Here is a 16,196-nt window from a genome sequence, read left to right as displayed (position 1 = left end):
CCGCGCCCGCGACCCACCGCCGTCCCGCACCACCCTCACCCGCACCCCTCCACCACGTCAGAGCCACGAGAGGAAGCCATGGCCGGCATCCCGACCATCGAGGCCTACCCGATGCCGACATCGGGGGACCTGCCCCTCAACACCGCCGCCTGGTCCGTCGACCCGGCCCGCGCCGTCCTGCTGGTACACGACATGCAGCACTACTTCCTGAAACCCCTGCCCGACACACTGCGTACCGAACTCGTCCGCAACGCAGCCCAGTTGCGAGACCGTTGCGTCGAACTCGGCGTCCCCGTCGCCTACACGGCCCAGCCGGGCGGCATGACCGAACGCCAGCGCGGACTGCTGCGGGACTTCTGGGGGCCCGGCATGAAGCCCTCGCGCGCCGACCGGGAGATCGCCGAAGAACTGGGGCCCGGCCCCGAGGACTGGGTGTTCACCAAGTGGCGCTACAGCGCCTTCCACCACACCGACCTGCTGGCCCGGATGCGGGAGGCGGGACGCGACCAACTCGTCGTCTGCGGGGTGTACGCCCACGTCGGCGTACTGGCCACGGCGGTCGACTCGTTCAGCCACGACCTGGAGACCTTCCTCGTCGCGGACGCCCTGGCCGACTTCACCGAGGAGGACCACCACCGGACCCTCGACTACGCCGCCCGGCGCTGCGCCGTGGTCACCACCGTGAAGGAGACCCTGGCATGACCGCCGCCCGGGAACCGGCGGACCGCGACCTTCTCGACCGGATCCTCGCCCCCGTACCCCCGCCGTTCGCCCTGCTGCACCGGCCCGGAGCCACCGGTCCGGGTCTGGTCGAGGTCCTCGTCGGCGACGTGTCCCACCCCGAGACCCTGGCGTCCGTACCCCTGCCCGAGCGGGGCGCCGCCGAGCCCGGCCGGCACGAGGCGCTGGTCCTCGTACCCTTCCGGCAGGTCCGCGAACGCGGCTTCGAGGCCGCCGACGACGGCTCCCCGCTCATCACCCTCGCCGTCACCGGTCAGGAGAAGGTCCCCCTCACGGAGGCCGTCGCCCGCATCGGCGACCGGCCCATCCGGCTCACCGGCGGCGACTTCGACATCGACGACGCCGGCTACGCGGACATCGTCCGTCGCGTCATCGCCGACGAGATCGGCACCGGCGAGGGAGCGAACTTCGTCATCAAACGCTCCTTCACCGCGGAGATCACCGACTACACCCCGCGCAGCGCCCTGACCCTCTTCCGCCGGCTCCTGGAGCAGGAATCGGGCGGCTACTGGACCTTCGTCGTCCACACCGGCGACCGCACCTTCGTCGGCGCCACCCCCGAACGCCACATCAGCGTGCACCGCGGCACCGCCGTGATGAACCCCATCAGCGGCACCTACCGCTACCCCGCCGGCGGACCCACCCTGCCCCAGGTCATGGACTTCCTCGCGGACCGCAAGGAGACCGACGAGCTGTACATGGTCGTCGACGAGGAACTCAAGATGATGGCGCGGGTCTGCGAGGGAGGCGGCCGGGTCGTCGGCCCCTACCTCAAGGAAATGGCGCGCCTCGCGCACACCGAGTACCTCATCGAAGGGCGCACCACCCGCGACCCGCGCGAGATCCTGCGCGAGACGATGTTCGCCCCCACCGTCACCGGCAGCCCGCTGGAGAGCGCCTGCCGCGTCATCAGCAGGTACGAACCCCGGGGCCGCGGCTACTACAGCGGGGTCGTCGCCCTCATCGGCACCGACGAGACGGGCGAGCGGGAACTCGACTCGTCGATCCTCATCCGCACCGCCGACATCGACGCCGCCGGCCGGGTCTCCATCGGCGTGGGAGCCACCCTGGTCCGCCACTCCGATCCCGAGTCCGAGGTCGCGGAGACCAAGGCGAAGGCCGCCGGCCTGCTCGCCGCACTGGAATCGGACGGCGCCACCCGGTTCTCCGCCCACCCCGACGTCCGGGCCGCCCTGGCCCGGCGCAACGACTCCATCGCCGGCTACTGGCTCGCCGAGGAAGGCGAACGGGCGCTGCCACAAGCCTCGTTGGTCGGACGCTCGGTCCTCGTCGTGGACGCGGAGGACACCTTCACCTCGATGATCGCCCACCAACTCCGCTCGATGGGCCTGCGGGTGACCGTGAGCCGCTTCGACGAGCCGTACTCCCTCGACGCCCACGACCTGGTCGTCATGGGACCGGGCCCCGGCGACCCGCGCGACGCCGGCCACCCGAAGATCGCCCGACTGTCCTCCGACGTCCGCGCGTTGCTCGCCAAGCGCAGACCCTTCCTCGCCGTGTGCCTCAGCCACCAGGTCCTCTCCCGGGAACTGGGGCTCGACCTGGTCCGCCGCGACCACCCCAACCAGGGCGTACAGCGACAGATCCAACTGTTCGGCGCGACCGAGCGGGTCGGCTTCTACAACACGTTCGCCGCCCGCGGCGCCGAGGACAAGGCCGAGGCCGAGGGCGTCGGCGTGTTCGAGGTCAGCCGCGACCCGGAGACCGACGAGGTGCACGCCCTGCGCGGACCGCACTTCGCCTCCATGCAGTTCCACCCCGAATCCGTGCTCACCCGGGACGGCGTCCGCATCGTCGAGTCCCTGCTCACCGGCCTGGTCTGACCGGCCCACCACCCACCCGCACCCCTCCCGCGAAGGAGTTCCGCCATGCTTCCCGTCAACGGCAGTGACAAGGGCCTGTACATGGGCCTCGTGGCCGAACGGGCCGCCCAGGCCCACGGCGACCAGCTGATCATCCTCGACCACGACCTGGACCTCTTCCCCGAGGCCGGGCGACGCCTGACGTTCGCCGAACTGGCCGGGCACATCGACGACACCGCGGCCCGCCTGTACGCGGCCGGAGTGCGCCGCAGCGACCACGTCGCCCTCCACAAGTCCAACGGCTTCGACATCAACATCCTGTCCTGCGCCGTCGCCCGCCTCGGAGCCGTCCCCGTCCAACTCTCCCCGTACCTCGACGCCGACAGCGTCCTCGCGCTGCTGCGCCGGCTCGGCTCCCCCCACCTGGTCACCGACACCGACAAGCTCGACGGACCGTTCGCGGGCACCCCCCTCGCGGAGATCGCCGGCCAGGTGATCATCGTGGCCGGGTCCCGTCCGGGCACGGTCTCCCTCGCGGACCTGGCCGGCTCCCCGCGGCAGGACCCCGTCGTCCCCCACCTCGACCTGCCCGCGCTGATGACGCACACCTCCGGCACCACCGGCCTGCCCAAGCTGGTCGTGCACTCGGCCCGCACCCTGCACGGCCGCTACCGCCCGCAGGCCAAGCTCTTCGACATGATCCGCGAGCACGAGACCGTCGCCCTGCACGTCAGCTACGTCCACTCGCGGATGCCCCTGGCCCTGGCCGTCCTGCTGCCCCGCGGCAACCCGATGGTCATCATGAGCGACGCCGAGCCCGAGCACGCGGCGCGCCTGTGGGCCGAGACCCGCCCCGGCTTCATCGAATCGCACCCCAACTCCTTCATGGAGTGGGAGGAGTTGGTCGACCACCCGCTGCGCCCGCTGTCGAACGTGAAGTACTTCAGCACCACCTTCGACGCCATCCACCCCAGCACCATGCACAAGCTGCTGCACGCCACCGACCGCAGCTCGCCGCTCTTCTACCAGATCTACGGACAGAGCGAGACGGGCCCGCTCGTCGGCCGCGGCTTCACCCGCGCCACCGCCCTCGGCGCGGACGGTCGCTGCCAGGGCCACGCCTTCCCCTCCGACACCAAGTTCCGCCTCGTCAGCCGCAACGGCAAGGAGGTCACCCGCGACAACCCCGGCTACATCGACGTACAGGCCGCCGGCCGGGCGCTGGGCTACTTCGGCGAGCGCGAGCGCTACGACACCCAGGTGCACGGCGGCTGGTGGCGCGGCATGGACCTCGGGTACCGCACCGACGAGGGCTGCCTCCACCTCCTGGACCGCGAGGTCGACGCCATCCCCGGCATCCACTCCACCCTGGAGATCGAGGACACCGTCCTCGGCCGGCTCGACGAACTGACCGAACTCGTCGTCGTCCCCGGACCCGACGGCGCGGGCGTCCCCGTGCTCTGCACCCGCGACGACCTGCCGCTGGACCCGGCCCGCTGGCGCTCCGCCGCCGCCGCGTGGCCGCAGCTCGCCGAGCCGGTGCAGATGAAGCTCTCCGAGCTGCCGCGCACGGCCACGATGAAGGTCCAGCGCCTCGAACTCACCGCACGGCTGCGGCGGTTGTCCGCCCCGCAGTCGTCCTGACCACCATCCGGCGACAGGCAGGAGAACACCCGTGAACGCCACCAGCGATGCCGACGTGCTGATCGTCGGAGCCGGTCCCACCGGCCTGCTCGCCGCCTGCGAACTGCTGCGGCGCGGAGTGGGCGTACGGATCGTCGACCGGGCCCACGAAGCCGCCCGGGTGCCCAAGGCGCTGTCGCTGTGGCCCCGGGTCCGCGACATCCTCACCGACCTCGGCGTCGGTGAGGCCGTACAGGAGGCCTCCGTACCCGTACGCGCCTTCCGCTACTTCTCCGACCGCAAGCCGGTCGCCTCGCTCACCTTCACCGAGGAACTGGCCGCCCGTCAGCTCCCCCAACCCGAGACGGAACGCATCCTCACCGAACGGCTGCACGCCCTCGGCGGGAAGATCGAGCGCGGCGTCCGGCTGTTGTGCCTCGACGACGTCGACTACTCGGGCCGGATCGAACCGGGCGGCACGGTCACCGCCGTACTGGAACACGGCGACGGCCCGGTCGAGCGGTTCACCGCCCCCTTCGTCATCGGCGCCGACGGGGCGGGCAGCGACGTCCGCCGGCAACTCGGCATCGGCTTCGAGGGATCCACCTACGAGATGGCCTTCGCCCTCCTCGACACCCGGATCGAGGGGAACCTGCCGCCCGACGAGATCTCGTACTACCAGAGCACCTCGGGCACCCTGTGCGTCGTCCCGCAGCCCGACGGGGTCTTCCGCTTCCTGTCGGTGATGCCCGAGGGCACCACCCTGACCCGTGACGACATGCAGCGCCTCATCGACACCCGGGGCCCCCACGGCGTACGGATCACCGAACCGGTCTGGGAGACCGTCTTCCGGGTCCACGCCCGGCGGGCCACCGACTTCCAGCGCGGCCGCGTCTTCCTGGCCGGGGACTCGGCACACGTGCACAGCCCCGCCGGCGGCCAGGGGATGAACAACGGCCTCCAGGACGCCCACAACCTCGCCTGGAAACTCGCCGCCGTCCTCGCCGGCGAGGCCCCGGCCACGCTCCTGGAGAGCTACGGCAGGGAACGCGTCGAGGCGACCGGCCGCATCGTCCGCGACACCGACCTGCACACCCGCGCGCTGACCGCCCGCACCCGGCGCCGGGTCGCCGCCCGCGACACCGCGTTCCGGCTGCTGGACCGCACCGGCGCCGCCGCCCGGCTCTACGCCCCCGTGATGGCGGGCCGCCGGCTCGCCTACACCCCGGACCGCGACACCCGGCAGCCGTCGACCGGCGCCTGTCGGGTACGCGACCGGCTGCCCGGCGGCATCAGGGCCGGCTCGGTCTTCCCCCGGGCCGCCGCCGTCGCACTGGGCCTGGCCGGACCGGGACGGGCCCCGGCGGGCTGGACGCTGCTGCTGCGCCCGCCCGCCCGGGACACCGCCTGGACCGCCCGGGTCGAGCACACCGTCGGCCCCTGGCCGGGGCTCCGCGTCCTGCGGGCCACCCCCGACCTGCCCGGCCGGGGCGGACTGTGCACCCGCCCCGGGTACTACCTGATCCGCCCCGACGGGCACGTGGCGGCCCACGGGCACACCGACGACCTGCACCGGCTGGAGGCCGAACTCCGGCACGCCCTGACCCCGACGCCCGGCCACTGACCCCCACGCCCCACCGAGCACCGCGTCCCGCACCACCGAGCACCCCCGCGAGCGCCGCCGTCCGGCCCAGGCCGGACGACGGCGCTCGCGCGCGTTCACGGGAGGTCGGGGGTCTACGGGGCCTCGGAGCCGCCCCGGCGGCGCGGAGGGTCCTCCCCGCGCGCCCCCACCCGCCCGTCGTCCTCCTGCGGCGGGTCGGGCAACGCCAGACACAGGGCGTCCAGGGCCGCCGCGAAAGCGTGGTCGGGCGGGGTGCCGTAGCCGAGCACCAGCCCGTCCCGCGGGGTCATGGAGCTCTCGGGGTGCAGGTAGGGCCGCAATCCGTCCAGCGCCAGACCCTGCCGGCGGGCCGCCCGCAACGCCGCCTCCTCGGTGTCCCTCGGCAGCTCCAGCACCGCGTGCAGCCCGGCCGCCACCCCGCTGACCTTGATGTGCGGGGCCTCCTGCGCCAGCCGGGCCGCCAGCTGGTCCCGGCGGCGCCGGTAGATCAGGCGCATCCGGCGCAGATGACGGTCGTAGGCGCCCGAGCCGATGAACTCCGCCAGGGTCAGCTGGTCCGTGACCCCCGACCACATCTCGCGCGGCCCCTTCACGGCGAGCACGTCGTCCACCAACCAGCCGGGCAGCACCATCCAGCCCAGCCGCAGCGCGGGCGACAGGCTCTTGCTGGCGGAGCCGATGTAGACGATCCGGTCCGGATCCAGGCCCTGGACGGCGCCGACCGGCTGGCGGTCGTAACGGAACTCGCCGTCGTAGTCGTCCTCGATCAGCACTCCACCGTTCGCCCGCGCCCAGTCCACCACCGCGGCCCGCCGCTCGGGGTGCAGGGGCCCGCCCGTCGGGAACTGGTGGGCCGGGGTGAGCAGCACCGCCCTGGCACCCGTCCCGGGGAGCTCCTCGACCCGGGCGCCCCCGCCGTCCACCGTCAGCGGCACCGTGGCCAGCCCCGACGCCACCAGGATGTCCCGGTGGAAGGACAGCCCGTACGACTCCACCGCGACCGGGCCGGCGAGCACCTTGCCGAGCAGCTCCAGCCCGTGGGCGAAGCCGGAACAGACGATGATCCGGTCCGGGGCCGTCCGTACGCCGCGCACCCGCGCGAGGTACTCGGTCAGGGTGCGGCGCAGCTCGATCCGGCCGCGCGGGTCACCGACCCCGAAGGCATCGTTCGGAGCGGCGGCCAGCGCCCGCCGTGCGGCGCCGATCCAGGCGGTACGGGGGAAGGCGGAGGCGTCGGGGGAGCTGGGCAGCAGGTCGTGCACGGTCCGGCGGTGCGTCGGACGGGCGGGGCCGCGCGGCCGGTCGGGCTGGAGCGGGGCCGCCCGTCTGGCCACGCGGGTGCCGGAGCCCTGGCGCGCCGACAGCCAGCCCTCCTCCACCAGCTCGGCGTACGCGTCGGCGACGGTGTTGCGGGCGATCCCCAGGTCCGCGGAGAGGGCCCGGTAGGGCGGCAGCCGGGTGCCGGGGGCGAGCCGGCCGGAGTCGATCGCCGTGCGTAACGCCTGCATCAGCTGGTTGCGCAGGCTGCCCTCGCCACTCAGTTCCAGGTGCAGATCGCTCCCGGTACCGGTCGGCTCGGGATCGGACGCGCCCTCGGAATTGACCCATGATCTCTGCATGGGAATGCACCCTACTGCGGGCCGATTGCGCTCCTACAGTTTTCACATGACCACTTTTCAGGTTCCTGAGCGCATGAACTTCGCCGCCGTCGCCCCCAAGATCTTCAAGTCCGTCCTGGCCCTCGACGGGGCCGCTCGACAGGGACTCGACCCGGTCCTCCTGGAGCTCGTCCAGATCCGCACCTCGCAGATCAACCGCTGTGCCTACTGCATCGATTACCACACCAGCGATGCCCGCAAGGGCGGCGAGTCGGAAGAGCGGATCTACCAGCTCACCGCCTGGCAGGAGTCGAGCCTCTTCACCGTCAAGGAGCGCGCGGCCCTCGCCCTCACCGAGGAGGTCACCCTCCTCCCCGGCGGAGTCACCGACGCCGTCTACGACGAGGCCGCCCGCCACTTCGGCGAGGAGGAGCTCGCGCACCTGATCGCGCTCATCTTCACCGCCAACGTGTGGAACCGGATGAACGTCGCCACCCGCAAGACCCCCGGAACCGAGTAGTCCGGCCGCTCCACGACCCCCTCAGACCCCATAACGACGCACCAGGGCGGTGGCCACCGCCGGACAGGCCAGGCCACCGCCCCACGCATGCCCCCACCCCCGTCTCCCGGCACCAGAGGGGGACCGCTGACGAAGGAATGACATCGTGACCACCCTCGATTCATCCGCACCGCGCACCGCGGGCAAGGAACCCTCCGCGGTCAAGGGCTGGCTGGCCGTCCTGGCCGTCACCCTCGGCATCTTCTCGCTCATGACCTCCGAGCTGCTGCCCGTCGGCCTGCTCACCCCCGTCGGGGACGCGCTGAAGGTCTCCGAGGGCACGGCGGCCCTCATGGTCACCATCCCCGGCCTGGTCGCGGCGATCTCCGCCCCGCTGGTGACCGTCGCCACCGGAAAGTTCGACCGGCGGCTCGTCCTGGTCATCCTGATCGCCATCGTCGGCCTGGCGAACCTCGCCTCCGCCTTCGCCACCAGCTTCGCCGTGGTCCTGGTCGCCCGCTTCCTCATCGGCATCAGCGTCGGCGGTTTCTGGTCCATCGCCGGCGGCATCGCCCTGCGCCTGGTGCCCGAACGACACGTCGCCCGCGCCACCGCCGTCATCTTCGGCGGCGTGGAAACGGCCTCCGTGCTCGGCGTGCCCACCGGCACCTTCCTCGGAGACCTCTCCGGCTGGCGCACCGCCTTCGCCGCGGTCGGCATCCTCGGCCTCGTCGCACTCGCCGCCATGCTCTTCCTGATGCCGAAGGTCCCCGCCGAGCGCACCATCGCCTTCGGTGACCTGCCCCGCGTGTGGAAGTCCAACGCGGGCGTCCGCATCGGCATCGCGATGACCTTCCTCGTCATCACCGGACACTTCCTCGCCTACACCTTCGTCCGTCCGCTCCTCCAGGACGACGGCGTCGGCGACAGCATGATCGGTGTCCTGTTGCTGACCTTCGGCATCGCCGGCATCACCGGCAACTTCATCGCCGGCGCCCTGATCGCCAAGCGACTGCGCCAGGTCGTCATCGGCATCGCGATCGTCCTCGCCATCGCCATGCTGCTCCTCGCCACCGTCGGCAACACCACGCTCACCGCGGCCGTCATCCTCGTCCTGTGGGGCCTGGGCTACGGCGCCGTGCCGGTGACCTTCCAGACCTGGATCCTCGACGCCGCCCCCGACGCGACCGAGGCCGCCTCCTCGCTGTACGTCTCCACCTTCAACCTGTCGATCGCCCTCGGCGCCCTCTTCGGCGGCATCGCCGTGGACAACCTGGCCACCGCCAGCGTCCTGTACATCGGCGCCGGCCTCGCGATCCTCACCCTCCTCGTCGTCGGCCGGCGCTCCGGCCGCCCGACCGACTCCGCTCCGGCCGCCGAACCGGCGACCGACCCGGCCACCGCGGCCGCCCACTGATCGTCTGCCCCGCGACCAACCGTCCCCCGCGGGCGGGACAGACAGCCGGGCGCGGCTCCCTCGACGAGCCGCGCCCGGCGCTTTCGCGTGCGCGGGCGCTTCCGGTGGGGCCCACTCCGGCGAAGCCGATCCGGGTGGGGCGGGACCTCTGCCGGGGCCGGGCTTCAGCGCTTCGGCTCCCGCGCCTCGGGTCGACGCGCCGCGCCCGGCCGCCCGCCGCCGGGCAGGACATCGGTACGAGGGCCACCTGCTCCGCCGATCGCCGATCGCCGATCGCCGATCGCCGATCGCCGATCGCCGACCGCGGCACGGCGCGGCGTGCTCTCGGCGAGTCGACCGATCCGACCGGCAAGGCGTGCGGAAGGCTCCGGCCGGCGCTCCGGAGAGGCGTCGGCGTCGCCGACCTCGATCAGGGCGCGGCTCCGGTCCCGGCACGAACACCGACACCGGTACGAACACCGAGACCGGCACGGCACCGGCACGAACACCGGCACGGACACGGACACCGGCACCGGCACCGGCACCGGCACTGACACGGACACCCCCGCGACGGCCACGTCGCCTCCCGGGCGGGCAGCGCCTTCGGCGCACGCGGGCAGTGGGTGGCCACCGCACGCGGCGAGAGTGCCCGCACCCGTCCTCGCCGGGGCCGGTACCGGCCCCGTCACGGAAGGCGCGGCGCGGCCCGGTGGGCGGGCACGGCAAAAGGGGGCGGGGCGGTGCCACGGCACCGCCCCGCCCCCTTTTGCCCTCGGCCACCGCGATCCGCGGTCCGCGTCTCAGACGAGGAGCCGCTCCGGGGGCCCGGTCAGTTCGCGGCCCAGCATCGAGCGCAGCTCCCCGTAGGCGCGCGTGTCACCGGCCAGGACGCCACCGAGGAGGGTGCGGCCGTCCGGTCCGAGCACCAACTTGGCGTAGGTGGCGGCCGTGTGGTCCTCCCGTACGAAGGACAGCGCGCCCTCGACCCGGGCGTGGACGTCGCCGAACCCGGCCACGTCCACGCCGAACACCTTCAGCTTCGCCGAGGTGTCGGCGCCCGGGAAGGGCTCCGCCGGCCGGCCGGTCAGTTGCGCGGCCACGCTCTCGGCCATCAGGTAGCCGGGGGCGACCAGGCCGTGGCAGCGGCCCAGCACGGCCGCGCACTCGCCGACCGCCCAGATCCGGGGATCCTCGGTACGGCAGAGGGCGTCCACCAGGAACCCGCCCCGCTCCCCGCGCGGCAGCCCGGCCGGCTCGGCCAGCTCGTCCCGCGGGCGCACTCCCGCCGAGAACACCACGCAACGGGCGGGCAGCTCGTCGCCGTCGGCCGGCGTGACCCCGCGGACCCACCCGTCGGGGCCCGCGTCCACGGACGTGACACCGCGGCCACAGTGGACACTCATGCCGAGCCGGCCCACCAGGCGGGCCAGCACCGCGCCGCCGCCCTCGTCGAGTTGGAGCGGCATCAGGTGCGGGGCCACCTCCACCACATGGGGTCGCATTCCCAGCGAACGCAGGGCCTGCGCCGCCTCCAGCCCCAGCAGGCCACCGCCGATCACCACGCCGGCGGCGCCCGGTTCGGCTGCCGCGCGCAGGGCGTCGAGGTCCGCGAGGGTCCGGTACGTGAAGCAGCCCGGCAGGGTGTGACCGGGGATCGGCGGCACGAACGGCTTCGACCCGGTGGCCAGCACGAGTGCGTCGTACCGCACGTCCGAGCCGTCCGCGAAGGCCACCGTACGGGTCGTCCGGTCGATCGCGACGACCGGAGCGCCGAGCCGCAGTTCGACCCGGGGGTCCTCCAGCACCTCGGGGCCGGTCAGTGTCAGGTCCCGGGCGCTTCTGCCGTCCAGGTACGAGGAGAGCGCCACCCGGTCGTAGGCGGCGCGGGGTTCCTCGGCCGCGACGACGATCCGCCACGACGCGAACCGCTCGTCCGCCCGCAGGAGTTCGAGGAGTCGGTGGCCGACCATGCCGTAGCCGGCGAGGACCAGGGTCCCGCTCACGGGCGGTTCCCCCCTTCGGTGGATCGGGCGAGTTCGGCGCACAGCCGGCCCACCGCCGGGACACAGGTCCCGCAGCCCGTGGTGGCCCGGGTCGCGGCGGCGAGCGCGGGCAGGGCGCGGGCACCGCCGTCCCAGGCCTGCCGAAGGGCCTTGCGGGTCACGTTGTTGCACTGGCAGACCACGGCCGTGTCCGGCAGCGCGCCCGAGGCCGCGTACCCCCCGGCGGAACCGATCAGCAGGGCCAGCCGGTCGCTCGGCACCGGGAGGTCCCGCGCGTACAGCCGGCCCACGGCGGCGACGGCCTGCGGGAACCCGGCGACGATCCCGGACCGGATCCGGCCGTCGCGCAGCCGCAGGCGGGCGTGGCGTCCGCCTCCCGGATCGGACAGCGACACGGTCTCCTCGCCGGGGGCCGGGTCGTCACCCGGGGCCGGTTCCCCGTCCGGGGCGGGTTCTTCGACCGGGCCGACGACCGTCAGTTCCAGTCCCCGGATCCCGGGGCGCAGCACGCGGCGCGTCGGCCGGTACGGACTGTCCGAGCCGGTCAGGATGCCCGCGAGGGCGTCCGCCTGTTCCCATGCCGACGTCAGGGAGTCCCCGGCGGCGCCCGCGTGTTCGGCGCAGTCCCCGATGGCGTGGATCCGCGGATCGCCGGTGCGCAGTCGGTCGTCCACGACGATCCCGCGCCGCACCTCCAGCCCCGCCGCCCGGGCCACCGCGGTCTCCGGGACGCTGCCCGCGCACGCCAGCACCGTGGCCGCCGCGAGCAGCCGGCCGTCGTCCAGCACGGCCTTGCCGTGTTCCGCGCCGGCCACCCGGCGGTCGAGTTCCAAGGCCACGCCGGCCTCCTCCAGGGTCCGCGCCAGTACCGCCGAGGCCGGCCCGTCGAGGTCGCGGTGGGCGAGCCGCGGCCCGGAGTGCACCAACGTCACCTCGTGCCCCGCCCGGCCGAGCGCGGCGGCGGCGCCCGCCCCGCGCAGCCCGCCCCCGACGATCACCACCGGCCCCTCCGGCGGCGGTTCGGCGTCGGCGAGGGTGCCCAGTCGGCGCACGGCGGGGGAGTCGAAGCCGGGGGAACGCGGGCGCGCTCCGGTGGCCAGCACCAGGACCTCGTACCCGTACACGGTCCCGTCGGCGGTACGGACCTCGCGTCGGGCACGGTCGACGCCGGTCACGACGGCCGCCCGGCGCACCCGTGCGTTCCCGGGCGGCGCGGCCAGCTCCAGGGCCTGCGCGGGCAGGGTCCCGTCCAGGACCGACGGCAACAGGGCCCGGTTGTAGGCGGCGTGGGGCTCGGCTCCCAGGACGGTCACCGGACTCCGGTGCCCCAGCCGGTGCAGCGAGGCGCAGAGACGGTGGGCGGCCGGGCCGTGGCCGACGACGACGATCCCGTTCACGAGGGCTCCGACCAGGGTTCGACGCGGACGGCGGCCAGCTTGAACTCCGGCATGCCGCTGACCGGGTCCAGGGCGGGCCCGGTGATCAGGTTGGCCCGGCCCGCGCCGGGAAAGTGGAACGGCACGAACACGGTGTCGGCGCGCAGGCTCTCCACCAGCCGTACCCGGGCCACCACCGCCCCGTGCGCGGAGACGACCCGGGCGTGACCGCCGTCGGTCAGTCCGAAGCGCCCCGCCGTGTCGGGGTGGACCTCGACGAACACCTCCGGTGCGACGGCCATCAGTTCGGGCACCCGGCGGGTCTGCGCCCCCGACTGGTAGTGGGCGAGGACCCGGCCCGTCGTCGCGAGGAGCGGGCGCTCGGCGTCCGGGATCTCCGCGGAGTCCCGGTCCTCCACCGGGGCGAACCGGGCCCGCCCGTCCGGGTGCGCGAAGCGGTCCAGGAACATCCGGGGCGTACCGGGATGCCGTCCGTCGCCGTCGTCCGCGGGGCACGGCCAGTACAACTCCTCGCCGGCGTCGAGCCGTTCCCAGCTGATCCCCGCGTAGTCGGCGCGGCCCCCGGCGGAGGCCCGGCGCAGTTCCTCGAAGACCGTGCGCGGCGCCGTCGGGAACCGTTCGGGAGGCTGACCCAGGCGCGTCGCGAGCCCGTGCAGCACGTCGAGGTCGGTCCGTACCCCGGGTGGCGGGGCCAGGACCGGGCGGCGGCGCACCACCCGCCCTTCCAGACTGGTCAGGGTGCCCTCTTCCTCGGCCCACTGGGTGACGGGCAGCACCACGTCGGCCAGGGCAGCCGTCTCGGACGGCACGAAGTCGGCGACGACCAGCAGGTCCAGGGCGGCCAGCCGGCGCGACACGTGCGCCGCGTTCGGGGCGGACACCGCCGGATTGGAGCCGAACACCAGCAGGGCCTTGGGCCCGGCGGGCGTGCCGAGGGAGTCGAGCAGCTGGTAGGCGCCGGTGCCCGGGCCCGGCAGGGTGTCGGGGTCCACGCCCCAGACGCCCGCCACGTGGTCGCGCGCCGCCGGGTCGGTGATCATCCGGTACCCGGGGAGCTGGTCGGCCTTCTGGCCGTGCTCGCGTCCGCCCTGCCCGTTGCCCTGGCCGGTCAGGCAGCCGTACCCGTTGCCCGGGCGGCCCGGCAGGCCCAGCGCGAGCGACAGGTTGACGAACGCGGACACCGTGTCGGTGCCCTTGCTGTGCTGTTCGGCGCCGCGCCCGGTGAGCACGTACCGGCGGTCCGCCCCGGCGAGCATCCGCACGGCCTCACGCATGTCCGCGACCGGTACGCCGGTGATCCCCTCCACCCGCTCGGGCCACCAGGCCACGGCCCGCCGCCAGGCCTCGTCGAAGCCGGTGGTGCGCTCCGCCACGTACGCCTTGTCGAGCAGGCCCTCCGTGACGGCGAGGTGGAACAACCCCAGTGCCAGCGCCAGATCGGTGCCCGGCACGGGCTGGAGGTGCAGCGCGGCCAGTTCCGCCGTACGGGTGCGACGCGGGTCGATCACGACGAGGCGCGCCCGGTTCAGGTGCCGCATCAACGGCGGCATCGTCTCGGCGGGGTTGGCGCCGGCCAGCAGGATGACCTCCGCCCGCCCCAGGTCCGCCACGGGGAACGGCAGTCCCCGGTCGAGTCCGAAGGCCGCGTTCCCGGCGGCGGCGGCTGACGACATGCAGAAGCGGCCGTTGTAGTCGATCCTGCTGGTGCCGAGCGCCACCCGGGCGAACTTGCCGAGCAGGTAGGCCTTCTCGTTGGTCAGCCCGCCGCTGCCGAACACCCCGACGGCGTCCGCGCCGTGTTCCCCGCGCAGCCGTGCGAGGCGACCGGCGACCAGGTCGAGCGCGGAGTCCCAGTCGGTGGGGGCCAGTCGTCCGTCGGGGCCGCGCACCAGCGGGGTCCGCAGCCGGTCGGGTGCGCGGAGCACCGCGGGGGCCGTCCAGCCCTTCTGGCACAGGCCGCCCCCGGCGGGGTCGGCCGGGCGGACGGCGACCGCGTCGCCCTCGTCGCGCAGCACGGTCGGGCACTGGAGGGCGCAGTACGCGCAGTGCGTGGCGGCTTCGGGCGCCGCGACCGGGTCAGCGGACACGGGCCGGCCTCGGCTCGCGCGCCGGGGCGGGTCCCTGGGCGACCCGCCGCCCGGGACGCAGGTACACCGCCCAGGTGAGCAGCACGCAGAGCGCGTAGTAGCCGAGGAAGCAGGCGAACGCGGTGGTGCCGCTGCCCTGGGGCCCCTGGTAGGAGGCGCGGAACGCCAGGTTGATGGCGACCCCGCCCAGCGCGCCGACGGCGCCCGCGATCCCGATGGCGGCGCCCGAGATCCGACGGGCCCGGGCGAAGGCCTGCCGGGCCTCGCCGCCCGAGGTGATGGTGACCTCCGCCTCGGCGGCTGCCGCGGCCGGGATCAGTTTGTACGTGGAGCCGTTGCCGAGTCCGCTGAGCACGAAGACCAGGGTGAAGGCCGCGACGAACGCCCCGAAGGACCCGGCCCGCGAGGCCAGCAGCAGCCCCGCGGTTCCCAGGGCCAGCGCGAGGAACGCCCACAGGGTGACGCGCGCCCCGCCCCAGCGGTCGGCGAGCTTCCCGCCGAGCGGCCGGGACACCGAGCCGAGCAGCGGGCCGACGAACGTGTACGACGCCGCCTCGAGCGGGGTCGAGCCGAACTCGTTCTGCAACACCAGCCCGAAGGCGAACCCGTAGCCGATGAAGGATCCGAACGTGCCGATGTACAGGAAGGAGATGAACCAGGTGTGGCGGCTCGCGGCGGCCTCGCGCAGCGCCCCGGGGCGGGCCCGGACCGCGTCGACGTTGTCCATCTTCAGGGCCGCGAGCAGCGCGGAGAGCACGATCAGCGGGAGATAGACGGCGGCCACGTACGACGGGTGGGTGTCACCGGCCGTGGCGATCACCAGCAGGCCCAGCAACTGCACCACGGCCACGCCCAGGTTGCCGCCGCCGGCGTTCACCCCCAGGGCCCAGCCCTGGCGGTTCTGCGGGAAGAAGGTGGTGATGTTGGTCATCGAGGAGGCGAAGTTGGCGCCGCCCACCCCGGCCGTGGCGCCGATGATCAGGAACACCCACAGCGGGGTCCCCGGGCGCTGCACGAAGACGAACGCGAGCAGCGCCGGCACCAGCAGCACGGCCGAGGCGAACACCGTCCAGTTGCGACCGCCGAACCGGGTCACCGCCCAGCTGTACGGCAGCCGCAACACGGCGCCCACCAGGGTCGGCACGACGACGAGCAGGAACTTCTCGCCGGGTGTGAACCCGAGGCCGATCTCCGGCGACATGAACAGCACGAGCACCGACCACATGCTCCACACCGAGAACCCGATGTGCTCGGACAGCACGGACAGCAGCAGATTGCGGCGCGCGATCCGCTTCCCGGTGCGCTCCCAGTACTCCTCGTCCTCCGGGTTCCAGCCTTCGATCCACCGCCCGGCGGCGGGTCTGGTCTTCATGTCTCTCCTCTCTGGGGGCCCGGTCCGCCTTTC

Annotated in this window: 11 protein-coding genes; 6 read left to right on the top strand and 5 right to left on the bottom strand. The window is 73.8% G+C overall.

What is annotated here, in order from left to right; all coding sequences use genetic code 11:
* Positions 1 to 78 precede the first annotated feature (78 nt).
* Genes ACQEVM_RS22185 through ACQEVM_RS22170 form a run of 4 tightly spaced genes read left to right on the top strand, consistent with a single transcriptional unit; the run spans position 79 to position 5,811 of the window.
* Positions 79 to 702 carry an isochorismatase family protein gene (locus tag ACQEVM_RS22185; RefSeq protein WP_433081697.1) on the top strand — a complete coding sequence of 208 codons (624 nt, stop codon included), beginning with the start codon at positions 79 to 81 and terminating at the stop codon, positions 700 to 702.
* On the top strand, positions 699 to 2,585 hold the full coding sequence (locus tag ACQEVM_RS22180; RefSeq protein WP_433081695.1) for an anthranilate synthase family protein: 1,887 nt from the start codon (positions 699 to 701) through the stop codon (positions 2,583 to 2,585). Before ACQEVM_RS22185 ends, ACQEVM_RS22180 begins: the two co-directional genes overlap by 4 nt.
* A 45-nt stretch (positions 2,586 to 2,630) precedes the next feature.
* Positions 2,631 to 4,208, top strand: a complete 1,578-nt coding sequence (locus ACQEVM_RS22175) for an AMP-binding protein (RefSeq protein WP_433081693.1) — start codon at positions 2,631 to 2,633, stop codon at positions 4,206 to 4,208.
* A 31-nt stretch (positions 4,209 to 4,239) separates the two neighbouring features.
* Positions 4,240 to 5,811, top strand: coding sequence for an FAD-dependent monooxygenase (locus ACQEVM_RS22170; protein ID WP_433081691.1), 1,572 nt, complete (start codon positions 4,240 to 4,242; stop codon positions 5,809 to 5,811).
* Between the two features lie 113 nt (positions 5,812 to 5,924).
* Here the strand turns inward: ACQEVM_RS22170 and ACQEVM_RS22165 are convergent, their stop codons facing one another.
* Entirely contained in the window at positions 5,925 to 7,430 is a 1,506-nt protein-coding gene (locus tag ACQEVM_RS22165; protein ID WP_433081689.1) for a PLP-dependent aminotransferase family protein, read from the bottom strand.
* Between the two features lie 46 nt (positions 7,431 to 7,476).
* On the opposite strand from ACQEVM_RS22165, the gene ACQEVM_RS22160 reads away from it, so the two are divergent.
* Positions 7,477 to 7,929, top strand: a complete 453-nt coding sequence (locus ACQEVM_RS22160) for a carboxymuconolactone decarboxylase family protein (protein ID WP_267797052.1) — start codon at positions 7,477 to 7,479, stop codon at positions 7,927 to 7,929.
* A 145-nt stretch (positions 7,930 to 8,074) separates the two neighbouring features.
* A complete protein-coding gene (locus ACQEVM_RS22155) occupies positions 8,075 to 9,325 on the top strand; it encodes an MFS transporter (protein WP_433081686.1) in 1,251 nt (416 codons plus the stop codon).
* Positions 9,326 to 10,104: 779 nt separating this feature from the next.
* Here the strand turns inward: ACQEVM_RS22155 and ACQEVM_RS22150 are convergent.
* The 4 genes from ACQEVM_RS22150 to ACQEVM_RS22135 are packed head-to-tail and all read right to left on the bottom strand — an operon-like array spanning position 10,105 to position 16,163.
* Entirely contained in the window at positions 10,105 to 11,307 is a 1,203-nt protein-coding gene (locus tag ACQEVM_RS22150) for an FAD-dependent oxidoreductase (RefSeq protein ID WP_433081684.1), read from the bottom strand.
* Entirely contained in the window at positions 11,304 to 12,704 is a 1,401-nt protein-coding gene (locus ACQEVM_RS22145) for an FAD-dependent oxidoreductase (RefSeq protein WP_433081682.1), read from the bottom strand. The genes ACQEVM_RS22150 and ACQEVM_RS22145 overlap by 4 nt, the downstream gene beginning before the upstream one ends.
* Positions 12,701 to 14,791, bottom strand: coding sequence for a molybdopterin oxidoreductase family protein (locus ACQEVM_RS22140; protein ID WP_433081680.1), 2,091 nt, complete (start codon positions 14,789 to 14,791; stop codon positions 12,701 to 12,703). Before ACQEVM_RS22140 ends, ACQEVM_RS22145 begins: the two co-directional genes overlap by 4 nt.
* Positions 14,781 to 16,163, bottom strand: a complete 1,383-nt coding sequence (locus tag ACQEVM_RS22135; RefSeq protein ID WP_433081678.1) for a nitrate/nitrite transporter — start codon at positions 16,161 to 16,163, stop codon at positions 14,781 to 14,783. The genes ACQEVM_RS22140 and ACQEVM_RS22135 overlap by 11 nt, the downstream gene beginning before the upstream one ends.
* Positions 16,164 to 16,196 lie beyond the last annotated feature (33 nt).

The sequence above is a fragment of the Streptomyces sp. CA-243310 genome (assembly GCF_050936775.1).
In the GTDB taxonomy this organism is placed as follows: domain Bacteria; phylum Actinomycetota; class Actinomycetes; order Streptomycetales; family Streptomycetaceae; genus Streptomyces.
This window is presented reverse-complemented; position numbering and strand designations above follow the sequence as displayed.